At 37.8% G+C, this 18233-nt stretch carries 20 protein-coding genes and 1 pseudogene; 14 read left to right on the top strand and 7 right to left on the bottom strand.

The window, feature by feature from the left end; all coding sequences use genetic code 11:
- Positions 1–62: 62 nt before the first annotated feature.
- The 7 genes from A6754_RS15005 to A6754_RS14975 all read left to right on the top strand — a co-directional run bounded on the left by A6754_RS15005 (position 63) and on the right by A6754_RS14975 (position 6708).
- Positions 63–1331, top strand: coding sequence for an ammonium transporter (locus A6754_RS15005; protein ID WP_066447371.1), 1269 nt, complete (start codon positions 63–65; stop codon positions 1329–1331).
- Between the two features lie 160 nt (positions 1332–1491).
- A complete protein-coding gene (locus A6754_RS15000) occupies positions 1492–2460 on the top strand; it encodes a DUF294 nucleotidyltransferase-like domain-containing protein (RefSeq protein WP_066447369.1) in 969 nt (322 codons plus the stop codon).
- 2 nt (positions 2461–2462) lie between these two features.
- Entirely contained in the window at positions 2463–3164 is a 702-nt protein-coding gene (locus tag A6754_RS14995; RefSeq protein ID WP_066447366.1) for an exonuclease domain-containing protein, read from the top strand.
- Positions 3165–3338: 174 nt separating this feature from the next.
- A complete protein-coding gene (locus A6754_RS14990; RefSeq protein ID WP_066447363.1) occupies positions 3339–4268 on the top strand; it encodes an ABC transporter ATP-binding protein in 930 nt (309 codons plus the stop codon).
- Positions 4243–4986 (top strand): ABC transporter permease, encoded by a 744-nt coding sequence (locus A6754_RS14985; protein ID WP_180320233.1) that lies wholly within the window; start codon positions 4243–4245, stop codon positions 4984–4986. Before A6754_RS14990 ends, A6754_RS14985 begins: the two co-directional genes overlap by 26 nt.
- Position 4987: 1 nt before the next feature.
- Positions 4988–6103 (top strand): sensor histidine kinase, encoded by a 1116-nt coding sequence (locus tag A6754_RS14980; RefSeq protein ID WP_066447357.1) that lies wholly within the window; start codon positions 4988–4990, stop codon positions 6101–6103.
- A gap of 2 nt (positions 6104–6105) precedes the next feature.
- A complete protein-coding gene (locus A6754_RS14975) occupies positions 6106–6708 on the top strand; it encodes a response regulator transcription factor (RefSeq protein WP_066447354.1) in 603 nt (200 codons plus the stop codon).
- Positions 6709–6733: 25 nt separating this feature from the next.
- Here A6754_RS14975 and A6754_RS14970 read toward each other — a convergent pair whose 3' ends face one another.
- Both A6754_RS14970 and A6754_RS14965 read right to left on the bottom strand, forming a co-directional pair.
- Entirely contained in the window at positions 6734–6970 is a 237-nt protein-coding gene (locus A6754_RS14970; protein WP_066447352.1) for a helix-turn-helix domain-containing protein, read from the bottom strand.
- A 175-nt stretch (positions 6971–7145) separates the two neighbouring features.
- Positions 7146–7379 carry a YczO family protein gene (locus tag A6754_RS14965; protein ID WP_066447349.1) on the bottom strand — a complete coding sequence of 78 codons (234 nt, stop codon included), beginning with the start codon at positions 7377–7379 and terminating at the stop codon, positions 7146–7148.
- Positions 7380–7562: 183 nt separating this feature from the next.
- On the opposite strand from A6754_RS14965, the gene tgl reads away from it, so the two are divergent.
- Together tgl and A6754_RS14955 are read left to right on the top strand one after the other, a co-directional pair.
- On the top strand, positions 7563–8297 hold the full coding sequence (gene tgl, locus A6754_RS14960) for a spore coat transglutaminase TGL (protein WP_066447347.1): 735 nt from the start codon (positions 7563–7565) through the stop codon (positions 8295–8297).
- Positions 8298–8453: 156 nt separating this feature from the next.
- Complete coding sequence (locus A6754_RS14955; protein WP_066447343.1) at positions 8454–9914, top strand: protein adenylyltransferase SelO; 1461 nt, start codon at positions 8454–8456, stop codon at positions 9912–9914.
- Positions 9915–10085: 171 nt separating this feature from the next.
- Here A6754_RS14955 and A6754_RS14950 read toward each other — a convergent pair whose 3' ends face one another.
- Together A6754_RS14950 and A6754_RS14945 are read right to left on the bottom strand one after the other, a co-directional pair.
- Positions 10086–10880 (bottom strand): glycerophosphodiester phosphodiesterase, encoded by a 795-nt coding sequence (locus A6754_RS14950; protein WP_066447336.1) that lies wholly within the window; start codon positions 10878–10880, stop codon positions 10086–10088.
- A gap of 138 nt (positions 10881–11018) precedes the next feature.
- Positions 11019–11318 carry a hypothetical protein gene (locus A6754_RS14945; RefSeq protein WP_066447334.1) on the bottom strand — a complete coding sequence of 100 codons (300 nt, stop codon included), beginning with the start codon at positions 11316–11318 and terminating at the stop codon, positions 11019–11021.
- A gap of 222 nt (positions 11319–11540) precedes the next feature.
- On the opposite strand from A6754_RS14945, the gene A6754_RS14940 reads away from it, so the two are divergent.
- Both A6754_RS14940 and floT read left to right on the top strand, forming a co-directional pair.
- A complete protein-coding gene (locus A6754_RS14940) occupies positions 11541–12089 on the top strand; it encodes an NfeD family membrane protein (RefSeq protein ID WP_066447327.1) in 549 nt (182 codons plus the stop codon).
- Positions 12089–13639: a flotillin lipid rafts scaffold protein FloT gene (gene floT / locus A6754_RS14935; protein ID WP_156495874.1), complete on the top strand. Its 1551-nt coding sequence runs from the start codon at positions 12089–12091 to the stop codon at positions 13637–13639. Before A6754_RS14940 ends, floT begins: the two co-directional genes overlap by 1 nt.
- A 112-nt stretch (positions 13640–13751) precedes the next feature.
- Here the strand turns inward: floT and A6754_RS14930 are convergent, their stop codons facing one another.
- Genes A6754_RS14930 through A6754_RS14920 form a run of 3 tightly spaced genes read right to left on the bottom strand, consistent with a single transcriptional unit; the run spans position 13752 to position 16761 of the window.
- Positions 13752–14651 carry a glycine betaine ABC transporter substrate-binding protein gene (locus tag A6754_RS14930; RefSeq protein ID WP_066447323.1) on the bottom strand — a complete coding sequence of 300 codons (900 nt, stop codon included), beginning with the start codon at positions 14649–14651 and terminating at the stop codon, positions 13752–13754.
- Positions 14651–15499, bottom strand: coding sequence for an ABC transporter permease (locus tag A6754_RS14925; protein ID WP_066447320.1), 849 nt, complete (start codon positions 15497–15499; stop codon positions 14651–14653). Before A6754_RS14925 ends, A6754_RS14930 begins: the two co-directional genes overlap by 1 nt.
- Complete coding sequence (locus tag A6754_RS14920) at positions 15499–16761, bottom strand: quaternary amine ABC transporter ATP-binding protein (protein WP_066447318.1); 1263 nt, start codon at positions 16759–16761, stop codon at positions 15499–15501. Before A6754_RS14920 ends, A6754_RS14925 begins: the two co-directional genes overlap by 1 nt.
- Before the next feature lie 325 nt (positions 16762–17086).
- Between A6754_RS14920 and A6754_RS14915 the strand changes: the two genes are divergently transcribed.
- From A6754_RS14915 to A6754_RS23230, 3 genes and pseudogenes are all read left to right on the top strand, one after another.
- Positions 17087–17632 carry a GbsR/MarR family transcriptional regulator gene (locus A6754_RS14915; RefSeq protein WP_066447316.1) on the top strand — a complete coding sequence of 182 codons (546 nt, stop codon included), beginning with the start codon at positions 17087–17089 and terminating at the stop codon, positions 17630–17632.
- A 196-nt stretch (positions 17633–17828) separates the two neighbouring features.
- Positions 17829–17936, top strand: a complete 108-nt coding sequence (locus A6754_RS22440) for a YjcZ family sporulation protein (protein WP_080846924.1) — start codon at positions 17829–17831, stop codon at positions 17934–17936.
- A gap of 112 nt (positions 17937–18048) precedes the next feature.
- Positions 18049–18132, top strand: a pseudogene (locus tag A6754_RS23230) (YjcZ family sporulation protein); the annotation flags it as partial.
- Positions 18133–18233 lie beyond the last annotated feature (101 nt).

The raw sequence follows: 18233 nt of genomic DNA, 5'->3' as shown, positions 1-18233 counted from the left end.
ATGTTATATAATCTAACATCAAATAGTTAGTAAATATAACATAAAATAAAGGGGGAAAAAGAATGGATGCCACGTTTTTAATGAACAGCTTGTGGGTCATGATTAGTGCAATTTTAGTTATTTTTATGATTGGCGGATTCATTATGCTGGAAGCAGGATCTACAAGAATGAAAAATGCAGGGCATATCGCAGGTAAAACAATTGTTACGTTTGGCCTTGCTTCACTTGTATTCTGGGCAGTAGGATTTGGTTTTATATTCGGAGATAATGCAAATTTCTTAGTCGGGTTCTCGAATTTCTTCTACTCAGGTCAGGAACTTGAGGGAATGGGGTTATCTTCAGCTGTATTCTTCGTGTTTCAATTAGCATTTGCGGGAATATCCATAACGGTTGCTTTAGGAGGATTTGCAGAAAGAGCGAAATTATCTGTATATCTTATCTTCACGATAATCTTTTCTGCAATTATCTATCCAGTCGTTGCTCACTGGATTTGGGGAGGCGGCTGGCTGGCGGAACATGGTAAACAAGATTTCGCAGGTTCAACAGTTGTCCACTTAACAGGTGCAATGGCTGCTTTAGCGGCAACCATTTTATTGAAACCTCGTATCGGTAAATACAATAAAGATGGCTCTCCAAATAACATTTTTGGTCATAATCAGGTTTATACTGCATTAGGAGTTTTAATTTTATGGGTAGGCTGGTTCGGCTTTAATGCCGGCAGTACTGTTTCTGTTGATGGAGGGTTTTTCGGTTTTGTAGCTCTTAACACAAATTTAGCAGCAGGTGCTGGAGCTGTTGCAGCAGCCCTGATCTCTTGGATGGTTTTAGGTAAATCTGACGTGCCGACTTTGCTTAATGGAGCTTTAGCCGGCCTAGTAGCCATTACAGCGTCGTGTGCCTTCGTAGATACATGGGCAGCAGTTGTGATCGGTTTAGTTGCTGGTATCCTTGTATTCTATAGTGCGCGTTTCTTTGAAAAGAGAAAAATTGATGATCCGATCTACGCACTTTCTGTTCATGGAGCAGCCGGTATATGGGGAACTTTATCTACTGGGTTCTTTGCAACTCCAGAGCTTGCATCGGTTGGTCAGGCAGGACTTTTCTATGGAGGTGGCTTTACACAGCTTGGTGTTCAAGCATTAGGTGTTACTGTATCAGGAGCATTTGCATTTGCAGTATCGTTTGCAGTTCTTTTTGTTATCAAAAAAGCACTTGGAGGCCTTCGTGTAACGGAAGAAGAAGAAATTATGGGTCTTGATATGAGTGAGCATGGAAGCTATGGCTATCCAGAAGTATTTCTGGCAGAAGAAAATAAGAAATTGAGTTCTTAATTTTTAAAAATAAGTAAACCTTGGCAGCGTCCATAATCAATTGCGATTATGGACGCTATTTTACCTTAATTAATAAACCTGGTATTACTCGATTTGTTAAGCTATAAAGAAGGGTAAGTTTTATACGAAATTTAAAATGCTTTAAAAAGGAAGGGTTAGATTGGAAACATCTTTCTCCAGTTATCGTGATATAAAGAGTTGGAAAAACAAACAAGTGTATCAAAATCTACAAAATACAGATATGTTAAATAAATTTCACGACCATATTATTGGAAATGTTGCACGTCTTGCTATAGAGAAGATTGGTGAACCGCCATGTCATTTTGCCTTTTTCCTTACTGGTAGCGGCGGGAGATTTGAACAGGGGCTTTTCAGTGATCAAGACCATGGGATTATTTATGTAGAGGATACAAAAGAGGCAAATATTTTTTTTCTCCATTTAGGTGAGGAAATATCTATTGGGCTTAATGAGGTTGGTTATCCGTTTTGTGAAGGGAATGTAATGAGCAGCAATCCTTTATGGTGCAAGTCTCATCAAGAATGGGAAAAACAACTGAATCATTGGATGGAAGAGGCAAGCTGGGCTGATATACGCAATTTGCAAATTTTTTATGATGCCAGAGCTTTGATCGGACAGAATCAATTAGTAGAAGATTTAAAGTCTTTTATTCATGAGTACAGTCAAGAGCATCCTAATCTGATTAAACGGGTGATGGAAAATGTACAGCATTTCAAAAACACAATCGGTCCTCTTGGGCAATTGATCGTAGAGGAAAAAGGGAAATATCATGGATGTGTTGATCTAAAATATTCAGCATTTATACCCTTTGTAAATGCTATTCGAATACTAGCTGTTAAGGAAGGAATTCTTGAATCTCCGACTGAGAAAAGGATGCTGATTTTACTTAAAGATAAACAATATGCGATTATGCTGAAAGAATATTATTTTGCCTATAAGGCTTTGCTTCAAATTCGTGTAAATAGGCTGATTTTTGTCAGCTCATATGAAGATGCTCATTATCTGAATGTCACGGAATTATCAAAGGTCGAAAGAGCTGAACTAAAGCATATTTTAAAAAAAGCAAAGCAGCTTCATCAATATGTCATTGCTTTAATTGAGAAGGTGTAAAAATGGCGAATGAACCATGGAGAATGATTAGGAATCTTTTTGGAGGCCTATCTAAAGAGAATTCACAGCATCTCGCATATATAAGGCAGCTGCAGCGGGAGATTGCTGCTAATGATATCATGAACATGCCGCTCAGAAGGTTAAATGCGGTCGTTTTTGATATTGAAACAACTGGATTTTACCCTGACAAGGGAGATCAAATTCTTTCAATTGGAGCAGTGAAAATACAAAATGGGGAACTTTTAGAAAATGAGTCCTTTTACACGCTAATTCATTCGTCTAAAACGCTATCAGAAGAAATCGTTTTGTTAACTGGAATCAAACAAGAACACCTAGCAGATGCTCCTAAGATTTCGGATGCTTTAATGCTTTTTTTTAAGTATGTTAAAGATTTGCCGCTTATTGCTCATCATAGCAGTCACGAGAAAAAATTTATGCAGCAGGTATGCTGGGCGAATTTCAAAACCCCATTTAGGCATCGTTTGTTTGATACATCATTTCTATATCGGCTTGTGGAACAAGAAGAAAGCTCCATTAAGCTGGAAGATTGCTGTAAACGGCATGGAATTGAGGTATATAATCGCCATCACGCTCTTGGGGATGCCATACTAACCGCCAAGCTGTGGTTAAAATATTGCCAAGACGTTGAAACATTAGGCTGTCAAAATATGAATGATGTTTATGAAATGCTCGCAAAAAAATGAAATCGTATGTGATGCTCCCGACAGACTGTTGGGGGTTTTTTATATAAAAAATAAATTGCAATGAAATTTTGTCAGTAGATCATGACAATTGTCATCTCAAATAAATGACAATATCCACTAATGGCATTCATAGCATTGTTGTAGGATGAAGTTGACAATGGAGGTGTGAAAAAAATGGAGACGATTATTACATTAAATGGAGTTACCAAAAAGTTTAAAGAGATGAAGGCTGTTGATGATGTTACTTTGACGATACAAAAGGGAGAAATAGTTGCCATTTTAGGTCCGAATGGTGCCGGGAAAACGACAACTATTATGATGATGCTTGGATTGCTTCAGCAGAGCAGCGGAACGGTCACTTTATTTGGATCCCCGCCGAAAGAAAAAAAAGTAAGAGAGAGAATTGGCACAATGCTTCAAGAGGTGAGCGTCATTGATGCTTTAACAGTGCGTGAAATTCTGCAGCTATTCAGGAGCTATTACCCTAAATCTCTATCCATTCATGAACTGGTTACTCTAACTGGATTGAATGAGGAGGATATGAAAAAAAGAGCAGATAAGCTCTCAGGAGGTCAGAAGAGAAGATTATCATTTGCTCTAGCGCTAGCTGGGGACCCTGATTTGCTCTTTTTTGATGAGCCCACTGTGGGCATGGATATCTCCAGCAGGCGCAAATTTTGGAATACGGTAAAGGAGCTCCAGAATAAAGGTAAAACAGTTGTATTCACAACTCATTATTTACAGGAAGCAGATGATGCTGCTGATCGAATTATCCTCTTTCAAAAAGGAAAGGTAATTGCAGATGGAACACCAGCACAAATAAAGTCAAAATTATCGAGGCAATCCGTTTCGTTTGTGCCAGGTCAAAATGCGCTCTCGTTTGAAGAGTTAAGGTCCATTCCTGCTGTAACGGAAGTTTATCAAAAAGGTGACCGCTGCTATCTTGTTTCAGAAAATAGTGACATCGTGGTAGCTGAAATATTTAACAGAAAGCTTGATGTAAAGGACATACTGGTTGAGAGCGGCCGGCTGGATGAGGCTTTTGAACAGCTGACAGCACAGGAAGGAGCAGATGTCATTGAAAATGTTAATAACGCAGTGTAAAGTGGAGATTATTAGAATATTACGTAATCCTTATTATGTTTTTTGGTCGTTATTTATGCCTATTCTTTTTTACACACTCTTTACGAAAATATTTAATACTGGAATAGGCAACCAAGAGGAATGGCAGGCACATTATTTAATGTCGATGACTGTTTTCAGTGTGATGGGAACAAGTATAATGACATTGGGGATTCGGCTAGTTGAAGAAAGGGCTAAAGGATGGTCAATGTTTATGCGGATCACACCGTTATCTGACAGTGTCTATTTTATTTCTAAGATGGCGGGTCAGACTTTTATCCATGTTTTCTCCATCGTCATAATTTTTTTAGCTGGTGCAATTATAAATGGAGTTAAATTAAGTGCAGTTGAATGGATATCAAGCGGTTCATGGATTTTAGCTGCTTCTTTACCATTCCTTGCAATTGGAACTTTAATCGGCAATATGAAAAAAGTGGATACAGCATCAGGAATCAGTAATATTCTCTATCTTGGCTTTGCCATTACAGGCGGACTTTGGATGCCTATAGATATCCTCCCTGAATTTATTCAAAATATTACAACATATCTTCCTGCTTATAACTATGGAAATGGGGCATGGCTCCTTGTAAAAGGGGAACTTCCGGAATGGAGTAATGTCGTGATTCTAGCAGCATATTTGGCAGTTTTTATGATACTATCAATCTATATAAGGAAAAAACAAGAAGCGGCGGTGGGGTAAGATGTTAAAAAAGATAAGGGAGATTGAAATATTTCCAAAAAGATATGGTTATTTTCCATATGTCTTCCTTATCTATTTTATCATGCCATTTTATTATATTAGCACCGAACAAGGCTGGAAAATGTTTATTGGTTATCTTCTGCTGTTTATTTTTTTCATATCCTATCGACAGCTTTATTTTTTAATTGAGGGACATATATTTCATCAGTGGATCGTTGGCCAGCTGCTGATTATTCTTATATTATCAGTCTTTTATAATTTGAACTTTCTTTTCCTGGGATTTTTCACGGCTCATTTTATAGCTTGGTTTCCAGAGAAACGCAGATTCTATTATGCATTGGGTGGTTTAACCATTACTCTTTTGTTTCCGATCCTGATGCATTTACCATATGTTCTATCAAATGGTTATTATATCTTGTTTATGTTTATTGTGATTATGATAGCCAGTCCATTTGGCATTCGTTCCATGTATCGAAAACTGGAATTAGAAAGAAAGCTGGAAGAGGCAAATGAGCGGATTGAAGTACTAGTCAAAAAAGAAGAACGGCTGAGAATTGCCAGAGACTTACACGATACGCTTGGACACACATTATCACTGATTACGTTAAAAGCCCAATTAGTTGGCAAGTTAACTGAAAAGGATGCACAAAAAGCAAGAGATGAAGCTTTAGAGATTGCCAAAACTTCAAGAATTGCCTTAATGCAAGTAAGAGAGCTTGTTTCCGAAATGAGAACAAAAACCCTTGCAGAAGAAATATTTGAAGCAGAGGCACTTTTACATGCAGCTGGCATCAAGTATGAAGTAGAGGAAAGAACAGATGTAAATACAATTCCAATCGTTCTGCAAAGTATTCTTAGCATGTGTGTCCGCGAATCAGTAACAAATATCGTAAAGCATAGTCAAGCTAAAAAATGCATGCTGGATATCATGAAGGATGATGGGAGCTTGTTCTTAACCATCAGGGACGACGGCAGAGGTATGGTTGGAACGCCTTCAGATGGTAATGGATTAAAAGGGATGGCAGAACGTCTAAGCCTCATAGAAGGAAAACTGCAAGTGAAAAATGACAAAGGAACAACCGTTCAAATATATGTTCCAGTCGTTTCGGGGGGATAGAGATGATAAAAATAGTAATTGCTGAAGATCAGAGCATGTTAAGAGGTGCACTGGGGACATTGCTAGATTTTGAAGAGGACCTGCAAGTGATAGGTCAGGTTGAAAATGGAAGACAAGCATTAGAGCAGATTTATTCATTACATCCTGATGTTTGCTTATTGGATATTGAAATGCCTTATAAAAATGGTCTTGAAGTGGCAGAGACCTTAAATAAGGAAAATCATCCCTGTAAAATGATTATTTTAACTACGTTTGCCCGGCCAGGTTATTTAGAAAGAGCGTTAAACGCAAATGTTTCTGGCTATTTATTAAAGGATGGTTCAAGTGATGAATTAGCGGAAGCCATTCGCAATGTCATGAAAGGAAAAAAAGAGTATGCACCAGAGTTAATTTTTGGAGCCATGAGAAATGAAAATCCTCTAACACACAGGGAACAGGAAATATTAAGGTTGGCATCTGAAGGCAAAACAACAAAAGAAATTGCAGCAAGTCTTTTTCTATCAAACGGCACTGTCAGAAATTATATGTCAGAAATTATCAGCAAAATGCATGCTAAAAACAGAATTGAGGCCATTTCTAGCGCAGAAGAAAAGGGCTGGATTTAGTGATTTCTTCGTGGACTACCAGCCTTTACATAAATGGTGGAATTCCTTTGCTAAACTCTGAAATAAGGGAAGTGATCGACTGAAGCTGTTTATCATCTATGTCAAATGCCATTTTAATTTTATGTTCCAAGTCTTCGGTGACTCTTCTTTTGCCAACTTCTACTAAAGCGATTAGGGAAAAACTGCAGCTGACAATGCGTGCAAAGTCACGTTGCGTCATATTATAGCTTTGTCTAATAAATTTAATAACCTCTTTATTCACTATAAAACACCTCGTAATCTTAAAAACTTCTCTATCATTCTTAAAATTAGCACTTACTAGCTTCCTTGTCAAAGTTAATTCACTAGAAGTTATATCGATTTGCACGAAAAAAAAGCCAGTTTTAAGAACTGACTCCCAGTGCTGGATTTAATTGTTTTTACTGGAAATATTACTTCTAATCACCGCCGAATATTTTTTTCTTTTTAATCGTTTTAAAATCAGCTTCATATTTTTTCTGTGTTGAAGAACTGTCTTTTGTTTTTTCTCCTTCTTCTTCTTCTTTCACTTCTTCGTTTAAATCTTCGACAGGCAGCGGGTCGACATTTTTTTCTGATTCAAATTTATCAAAGAGGCTTTCTTTATCGGTTTTATATTGTTCAGGATGATCATATTTTTTGTGATTGTTCATGGTTACCTTCTCCCTCCATATTTTACTCTACCTTTACCCAAAATGAGAGCGTTTTAACATCTGAAGGAGTTATGCTAGATTCCATTCGAATTCTCATTTTCAGTGGAACCCTTCTTCCCTTAAACCCATAAATTATAAAAGTATTCATGTTTTTAGCAGCATGGCATAAAGGAGGGTACCCCGTTGTCTGTAATCATTAACTATGCCAGCAAGCCGGATATTAGCCAATTCCAGGGGATACAGCGTGAGATTGTTCTTGCTCTTGAAAACAGTCCGACTGTGCATCAATATCAAACACTTCATGAACTTTACTTTGAAATAACGCTAAGAGAGAATATTATCCAAGCTGCCAAGGATTTGCATAAGAGTGAAGTTCAATTTGCGCCGTTTCCAACCTCAAAATTTAATCCTGCCATTTGGAAAAAAATTAAATATGGCTACTTATTAAATCCAGCTGTTCTTCCATCAGATGCCATTATAGATGTTTATAAAAACAGCAGGGAGTATGCATTTGAATGTACGACTGCTATTGTCTTAATGTGCTATAAAGCGGTCTTATCTTCGATCGCAACGAGCCGATTTAATACTTTATTTCAGGGGCTGCTTGTATGGGACTGGAATTATGATCACGACTTAGGGATTGTAACAAAGGAAGGCAGAGATTATATCCCGGGGGATATAGTTTACTTTTATAATCCAGATTTCGATCACCCTGTCTGGACCGGTGAAAATTGCATTTATTTAGGCGGAGATTCGTTTTTCGGACATGGAATAGGCATGGAAAGTTCAAAGGGAATGATTGATGCCCTTAATACGTTAAGAAAAGAAGGAGCAACACAATCAGCTTATCTTCTTCCGCAGCATAGCCGTTTAGATGCAAAATATTTAGCACAATTTGCTCCTCATCCGCTCGCATAATAGCATTTATCCCCCTTCATTAGGACGGGGGATAAGCATCTTTCTCCAATATAAAAAAATTACATGATATGATGATGAAAATGCGGATAATTCCTTAAAGGAAGAGGAAAATGTAATACATACATGCAGAAAGATTAACAAAGGAAGGTGATTGATATGAAAGATAAGTACGGATGGAATTTTGATAACAGTTATGTAAACTTACCGCCTATCTTTTATAAAAAGATGGATGCAAATCCTGTATCTGATCCAAAAGTAGTGATATTTAATAAACCATTAGCAGATTCCCTGCAGCTGGATTCCGATTTATTGGAAAAAGAGTATGGGGCGGAAATCTTAGCAGGAAGCCGCTTTCCAGATAACGCCGAACCGCTTGCCCAGGCTTATGCTGGCCATCAGTTTGCCCATTTTAATAAGCTTGGAGATGGAAGAGCTGTATTAATGGGTGAACAAGTTACAGAAGATCAGCGCATGGATATTCAATTAAAGGGCTCAGGCAGAACACCGTTTTCAAGAGGTGGAGATGGCAGGGCGGCGCTAGGCCCTATGCTTAGAGAATATATTATTAGTGAGGCGATGCATGCTCTTCAAATCACAACAACAAGAAGTCTTGCTGTCACTTTAACAGGAGATAATATTCAGCGGGAAAGGGTCCTGCCAGGCGCTGTTTTAACAAGAGTTGCTTCTAGCCATTTGCGTGTAGGTACGTTCCAATATGCGGCTGCTTTTGGGAATAAGGAGGATCTGCAGGCTTTAGCATCATACGCTATTGATCGGCATTATCCAAGTGTGAAAGACAGTTCAAACCCTAATCTGTCCTTTTTGGAAGAAGTCATAAAACGACAGGCTGAGCTTGTTGCCAATTGGCAATTAGTTGGATTTATTCATGGTGTAATGAATACGGATAACATGACGATTAGCGGAGAAACAATTGATTATGGGCCGTGTGCATTTATGGATGAATACGATCCTTCGACTGTATTTAGCTCAATCGATCGAGAAGGCCGATACGCATATGGTAATCAGCCATATATGGCAGCTTGGAATCTGGCTCGTTTTGCTGAATCACTTTTGCCCATCCTTGATGATCATGAGGAAAAGGCGCTTGAACTTGCACAAGAGGCAATTTCCGGATTTTCTGCTGCATTTGAAATGAAATGGCTTGAAGGAATGAGAAAAAAATTAGGATTATTTCATCATGAAAAAGAAGATGCGAACCTGATTAAGGAGTTATTGGAAATTATGCATAAACATCATGCTGATTTTACCAATACCTTTCTTGCACTCACTTTTCATCATCATGATGAAAATCCGTTATTTAATGAAAAAGACTTTATGAATTGGCATGAAAAATGGCAAAACCGGTTAAGCAGACAAGCTAATAGCAAAGAAGAAGTCCAGGAACTCATGAAAAAACACAATCCAGCTGTAATTCCGAGAAACCATCTGGTTGAAGAAGCACTTAAAGCAGCTGAGGAAAGTGGTCAATATGAGGTTATGAATGAACTGCTGCAAGTTCTCTCACAGCCATTTTTACATTCAAGAGCAATACAGCAGAAGTATAGAAATGCTCCAGCTGCTACAGACCAGCCATATGTAACCTATTGTGGCACTTAAAGATGAAACATAGTAAGCATGAGGTTATTTTATATATCCGGTTCTAATCCTCGTATAATCCGGGCATATGTCATAATACCGCTGTTACTAATTAACCAGAAATGACCCTCATATAACGGGTCATTTTTATTTTGGGGTATCCTTATTGAGTTTTACAGTTTGTTTGGCAGATCATTTAAACAGTTTCAAGTAATCTGTGGCAATTCCGTCAACTGAATATTGTCTAATCTGCTGTAGTTCTTTTTTGGTACGAACGGTCCAAATAAAGGTTTTTAAGTTATAAGCTGTAAGGTAGGATAATAGTTTTTTATTGACTAAGGTCCATTTTAAATTCAGATATTCAGCATATTTTGCAATTTCCTCAGCTTCGTTTTTCTTAATCGGATAGTTGATTAATACGCCAATAGGCAAACCAGGCAGCAGTGAAGCCATTTTTTTCATGGCAGCTTGTTCGAAAGATTGAATGATAATTTGATTCTCACCCCAGCTCTCCCAGTTATGTTTCTTAAGAATGGAAGCAACCATTTCTTCAATGCCTGGATTGGCTGAAGGTTTTTTTAGTTCGATTAGTAAACCAATTTTATTCCTGTATAAGTTAAGCACTTCTTCAAAAGTAAGGATTTTTTCACCGGCGAATTCATTGGAATACCAAGAACCTGCATCGAGCTTACGGAGTTCTTCATAAGTATAATCAATGACTCTGCCTTTTCCATTTGTTGTGCGATCCAATTTTAAATCATGAATAACAACAATTTCTCCGTCTTTTGAAAGCTGGAGATCAAGCTCAATATAATCAGCTTCCATTTCAACAGCCAAGTCAAAGGCTGCCTGAGTATTTTCCGGGCAATAACCAGATGCACCTCTATGGGCGATAGTTTTAAAGGGTATTTCCATTTGATTTCTGATGCCAATTGCAGACCTAAAATAAGCGGTCGTATGTGAAATAGCTCTTTTGAATAACTTCAAGATAGATCTCCTCATTTTTAAATTTTTTCAAGCGGGTTAATTAAACTGAAGTTGTCCCACATCGGCGCTACCATCGTCCCTAAAGCTAGGGTAACTGATTTCCAGTTTAAGAAAATTGGGGTAAGGTTAATGTATTTTTCATTCCCAATTTTCATAGACAACAACCCCACCTGTTAAATCAAGTGTGCTGCGCTCTCCTTTATACAGAAGCTTCCCGTTTTCCTCAACGATTAAATTCTCAAAAGTATATATATTTTTTCCAGTTGGAAGAGTAATGATGATTTTTTCACCTTTATTCTCTTTTGGTGCCTCAATCACAATTTGACTTCTTGCGTAGTAATAAATACTAGCTGCAGTCGCTATACATAAAAAGAACAGTGAGAGAACTATCAGCCAAAAAGGACTTTTTTTCTGCGTATATTTATCAGATCTAGCCATTCAACATATACCTCCATTATATTTCCAATTGCCATGAAATAAAATATGCAGAATAAGAAAGTTTGATGACTGAGTTAGCATTTGAATAACCATTTGTGACAATTGAAAAATTTGTATTATTTTGAAACCTTTTTCCTATTTATCCGTATTACAGGTAGCAGGAAACAGAGAGGAGGAGAGAGGATATAACTTAATTAATTTGCTATAGACAGGGTGGTGTAGATGGAGATTTTTGGACTTTCACTTGAGACAATTTATCTTTATGCACTTATTATTTCAGGAAGCTTAATCATTTTATATGTTTTATTTGGTGACATGGTTGAAGGAGCTGGGGAAGCACTTGGGATTTTACATCCAGTTCTGATATTGGCCTTTATTACCTTTATGTCGGCATCTGGTTACTTATTTGAATTGCTGACATCCTTAAATAGCTTGTTAATAATGGTAATATCTGCTGTGATTGCCTTGGGGCTAGATACGCTTTTAAATGTATTTGTACTTATACCCTTGTCTTCTGCTGAAGAATCGCTCGCATATAGTGAGGATTCATTAAGAGGAAGAATTGCGACCGTATTAATATCCATACCCGAGGATGGCTACGGTGAAATTTTAATTGAAAGCTATAGCGGCAGGATTTCAAAGCCAGCTGCCTGTTTTCATAATGGTGTCATAAGAGAAGGAGAAAAGGTTTTAGTAGTAGATATTAAAGATGGAGTTCTTTATGTAGTGCCAGAAAATAGAATAGGGATTGATAAGGGGGAACTAAAATGATGAATTATGCAATCTGGATTGTCATTGGAATCGTAGCGTTTTTATTAATTGCTTTAATCGGTGTCTTTATTACGAAATACAGAACGGCAGGACCTGATGAAGCGCTGATTGTGACAGGAAGCTTTTTAGGAAGTAAGAATGTGCATGTTGATGAATCAGGAAATAAAATTAAGATAATACGCGGAGGCGGTACATTTGTTCTTCCAGTATTCCAGCAGGCTGAACCATTAAGCTTGCTATCGAGCAAGCTTGAAGTATCAACTCCTGAAGTATATACAGAGCAAGGTGTTCCGGTTATGGCTGATGGAACGGCAATTATTAAAATTGGCGGGTCCATCGGAGAAATCGCAACAGCTGCTGAACAATTTCTTGGCAAAGAGAAATCAGAGCGTGAAAATGAAGCGAGAGAAGTGCTGGAAGGTCACTTAAGGTCTATTCTAGGTTCAATGACGGTGGAAGAAATATATAAAAATCGAGACAAGTTTTCTCAGGAAGTTCAGCGGGTTGCATCACAGGATCTTGCTAAAATGGGATTGATCATTGTTTCGTTTACGATTAAAGATGTTCGTGATAAGAATGGTTATCTCGAGTCATTAGGTAAACCTAGAATTGCCCAGGTTAAAAGAGATGCAGATATTGCTACATCCATCGCTGAAAAAGAAACGAGAATTCAGCAGGCAGAGGCAGATAAGGAAGCAAAGCGTGCAGAATTCCAGCGTGCAACTGAAATTGCTGAAGCAGAAAAAGAAAATCAAATGAAAATTGCAGAGTATCGAAGAGAGCAGGATATTGCTAAAGCTCGTGCTGACCAGGCCTATGACCTTGAAACAGCGCGCTCGAAGCAGGAAGTTACTGAGCAGGAAATGCAAATTAAGATCATTGAGCGTCAAAAGCAAATTGAGTTAGAAGAAAAAGAGATCCAAAGAAGAGAGCGTCAATACGATTCAGAAGTTAAGAAAAAAGCAGATGCAGATCGTTATGCAGTTGAACAGGAGGCAGAAGCAAGTAAACGCAAGCAAATGGCTGATGCAGATGCACATCAATATAGAGTCGAAGCAGAAGCGCGTGCTGAAGCTGAAAGAATTCGAGCTGACGGTTTGGCTAAAGCAGATTCTGAAAGAGCACAAGGGGAAACGGAAGCAGAAATCATCCGCCTAAAAGGTTTAGCCGACGCAGAAGCAAAGCGCAAAATTGCCGAAGCATTCGATCAGTACGGTCAGGCAGCCATTATGGATATGGTCTTAAAGATGCTTCCTGAATATGCCAAAGAGCTTGCTAGCCCATTATCCAATATTGATAAAATTACAGTTGTTGATACAGGCAGCGACAGCGCAAATGGGGGAGCCAATAAAGTGACAGGCTATGCAACAAACCTGATGTCTACTATGCAGGAAACATTAAAAGCTTCCTCTGGCATTGACGTGAAAGAACTGCTGGAGAACTTTTCTGGAAAAGGAAATATTCGAAGCAGCATTGATCAGCTGACATATGAGCTAAAGGATAAAGAAGACAAAGCAGACAAAGCAGAGGATCTAGTAGAAAGCAATTAAGTATAAAAAAAGGCGTTACGGGTATTTAGAAACCCTGTAACGCCTTTTTTGAATTGAGTTAAGAATGAACTCTTAGCCTTTGATTCTATCTAAATCAAAATATATCCTTTTCTTACTCTTTTAAATCCTCAATTGAACTGATATCCATATAAGACGGTACTACAAGTCCAATTTTCGTTCCTTCTAAGTTGGATCCTAGGTCTTCAAATTGGCCTTCAAATTGAGAAGCGTAATCTGCATGTGTCAATGGCAGCCATCCAGCGATATGTGCATCAAGACTACCTTCTGCAACACCAGCCCACATAGGACCTGCTTCTACTTGACTTAATGTTACATCATATCCCATATCCTGCAATACTTGACCGATAACATTTGTACTTGCAATTTCAGTATCCCAAGCAACATAACCAATTGTAATTTGGTCACCATCTACTTCGTCTGCACCAGAAGTCCATTCTGCTACTTTATCTGAATTTTCATCTACCCAAGCGCGAGCAGCTGTTTCTGGGTCTTCACCATCCGTAATTTGAACCATAACATCATTCATATCTGATTCTTCCCAATGGAATTGATCAAGAATAGCATATGCAGATGGGTGGTCTTCAGCTAAACCATTTCTTGCAATTGAGTGAATATTTTCTTCATCTCCAAAAGTCCCTTTTGGATCCTCCAGATATTTTAAATCAAATTTTGAGAATTTCCAGTGTGGACTCCAACCTGTTACGATAATAGGCTCTTCTTTATCATATGCCTTTTTTAAGGCTGCAGTCATAGCTGCTCCAGATCCTTCAACTAAAGTCCAATCTGATAGTTCGTACTCATCAATAACACTTGCTGTAGCCTTCATTATTCCCGCACCTGGATCAATACCGATAATTTCGTGGTCAACTTGAGCTCCAATAGATTCGTTTGAACTGCCATCTTCACCACTTGAGTTAGTATCTGAACCGCAAGCTACTAAACCAAATGTAACTGCTGGTACTAATAAAAGACTCATCCATTTTTTTTTCATTATTTTTTCCTCCCTTTTTTTCTGCTTCCTGCTTTTTGGGTAATGCGATCAAGGATGATGGCAATCACTACAATAGCAATACCAGCCTCAAAACCTTTACCAATCTGAATTTGTGTAACAGCTCGATAAACTTCTGCTCCCAATCCAGGAGCACCAACCATTGAGGCAATAACCACCATAGATAGAGCGAGCATGATACTTTGATTAATGCCAGCCATTATAGTAGGCATGGCCAAAGGCAGCTGCACTTTTATTAAACGCTGACTAGTTGTTGAACCAAAGCTTTCTGTTGCTTCAATAATATCTGCTGGGACTTGCTGAATACCTAAAATCGTTAATCTGATTGTTGGCGGAACAGCAAAAATAACGGAAGCAACAACACCAGGAACAACTCCAATGCTAAAGAAAAAGATTGCCGGAATTAAATAAACAAATGCTGGCATAGTTTGCATAAAGTCAAGCAATGGAGTAACAACTTGTTTGACACCATTCTTTTGTGATGCCCAAATACCTATAGGCAACCCAATTAGAACGGTAATAAATACAGCTGTTAAAACTAATGCCAAAGTCTGGAGCATAGGGTCCCAATATCCTAAATTATCGATCAGAAAAAGGCCAATTATAGTAAATAAAGCAACCCCTTTGCCGGCAAGCCACCATGCTAGTGCAGTGATCAAAATAATCATTAAAATAACTGGGATAAATTCAAAACCTGCTAATAATCCCTCAACAATTCCCTCAAGAACAACTGTTATTCCATCAAAAAGAAATTCAAATGTAATCGTTAGCCAGTCAACAAATACATCGATCCAGCTTCCAAGAGGGAGTTTTGGTAATAAACCTTCCATTATTGTCCCTCCTTGTGTTCTGTATGAGCTGAATTCAATGGTTCATTTTCATTTTTCTGCAGAATATTAATGGCTTCATTATTTCCTGCAAGAGCTCCGATGACAGCGCCCCTAACTAGAATTCCTTTAAGGCGATGATTCTCATCAATGACAGCCACCGGTATGATGGCTTGAGAAACTTTTTCAAATAAGTCTGTTAAAAGAGTATCCTCAGTCACGGTCTGAACGTCTTGATCAAGAATATCCTGCAGCGATTTGCCAGTATCAATTGCTTCACGTGCATCTGCTGCTGTTAAGCCTCCAAGAAGTGTTTTCTTTTTGTCCACAATGTAAATACTGGATATCCCAAGTTTTTTCATCATTTCCAAGGCAACACGCGGACCTTTATCAATTTGTACAGTTTCAGCACGCTTCATGACATGGTTTGCTGTTAAAATTTTTGATAAATCTACATCTTCAACGAAGCGTTCTACATATTGATTTGAAGGGTTAATTAATATTTCTTCTGGTGTGCCTATCTGTACAATAGAACCATCCTTCATCAGTGCAATCCGATCGCCAATCCTTAAAGCCTCATCTAAATCATGTGTAATAAAAACAATGGTTTTCGCCATAGAGGATTGTAATTCTAATAACTCATCTTGCATGTCTTTTCGTATTAATGGATCAAGCGCACTGAATGCTTCATCCATTAAAAGAATATCTGTGTCGTTTGCAAGAGCTCTTGCTAAACCGACACGCTGCTGCATGCCTCCACTTAACTGGCTTGGGTATTGATTTTCATATCCTGCTAATCCAACTAATTTTAATGCACGAACAGCGTCTTCCTTTCTTTTTACCTCGCCTATGCCTTGAATTTCTAACCCATATTCAACATTTTCAAGGACTGTGCGGTGAGGGAGAAGTGCGAATTTTTGGAAGACCATACTAATTTTCTTGCGCCGAACTTCTCTTAACTCATCTTTCTTCATTTTCGTAATGTCTTTGCCATCAATCAAAACCTCGCCGGCGGTCGGATCAATTAGTCTGTTTAAGGTACGAACTAAGGTTGATTTCCCGCTTCCAGATAAACCCATAATCACAAAAATCTCACCAGCGCGTATATCAAATGTTGCCTGACTTACACCTATTGTTGCACCAGTTTGTTTAAGAATATCGGTTTTGTTTGCACCATTATCCAGAAGCTGTATGGCCTTTTTAGTGTTTTTTCCGAAAACCTTAGTAACATTTCGGACACTAATTTTTGAATTTTCCTCATTCATCTTTTTCACCCCAATCTTTTGTCCTGTGCTATTAGGACCTTTTAATTGTAAAAGTAATATCAAAATAGATCAAAGTGGATATAGTGCCATATTTCAGCGTAAACTTTGTACAGAAAAAACTGTATAAACAGAATTAAGTATATGCTAATAAATGCTTAAAATTCCTCTTAGATGCTATCAGATTGGATTCTTTACTTTATAAATATTAATGGTACTCTATTTACAAAGAAGGAGTGTATCGATAAGTTTCAATCGCTTACATCTTTTCCGATCTGGAGATAAAGCTAAATGATCATGTAATAAAATTAATGGATGTGATAAACAAATGAATGAAAAAGAACAGCTAGAAGCTGCTCGAGATCGTGTCATTGAAAATATTGCAAAAAATATGCATTTATATGGAATTAGTGATTCTATAGGCAGAATGTATGGAATGCTGTATTTTAAAAACCAGCCAATGACATTAGATGAAATGAAAGAAGAACTTGGGATGAGCAAAACGAGCATGAGCACATCTGTAAGAACCTTAATGGACTTAAAAATGGTTGAAAAGGTATGGCGAAAGGGAGAACGAAAGGATTTATATAAAGCGGAGGAAGATTGGCATCAAACCTTTGTCGATCAATTTACAATCAGATGGCGGCCCAGCATTTCAATGAATAAGGCTGCAATGGAAAAGTCTAAAAAAGAGCTTCAAAATATGATAATAAATGAGAATACGCCTGAGGAAATAAAAAAACAAGCATTAGATGATATACAAAAGCTCACGAATGCTCTTGATTATTACGATTGGCTAAACCGTTTGGTAACTTTTTTTGAAACAGGCGAGATCTTCGAATATATAAAAAAAGAAAATCAAACTAAAGAATAAGCACAGTTTACTCGTTGTGCTTATTTTTGTTTTACTGAACTGTGAATTTAGATATGGAGGTTAAAATCTGAAAAAAGAAATAAACATAAGTTACAAGATGGTAAATAGAACTTTTCTAAAAATGTGTATTCGTCTAGCGCACAATTTCTCTAAAATGAATAGGATATATGGAAACAAACAAAGGAGGTAATTGACTATGTCAGAAGGCTGCGGATACAACGGAGGTTTTGCTCTGCTAGTTGTATTGTTTATTTTATTAATTATCATTGGAGCTTCTTGGGGCTACGGCGGATACGGCTACTAATATTAAACATTAATGCTTAACAAGAATTATATACAAAAAAAGGGAGGACTTTAATATGTATGGTTATGGCGGATATGGCTATGGCGGCTGCGGTTACGGTGGTGGATATGGCGGCGGATACAGCGGAGGTTTCGCATTAATCGTTGTTTTATTCATCCTATTGATCATCGTAGGAGCTGCTTGCTTTAACTTCTAATTGAGGCAAAGGTATTGCGGGTTTACCTTGTTTCTTATATGCAAAAAAGCATGCCAAGTATGAATAGGCATGCTTTTTTGCTGCTAATTACAAGAAACACT

The sequence above is a fragment of the Cytobacillus gottheilii genome, assembly GCF_001636345.1.
Classification (GTDB): Bacteria; Bacillota; Bacilli; order Bacillales; family Cytobacillaceae; genus Cytobacillus; species Cytobacillus gottheilii.
Note: the sequence above shows the minus strand (reverse complement) of the source record. Positions and strands in the feature narration are given on the sequence as shown.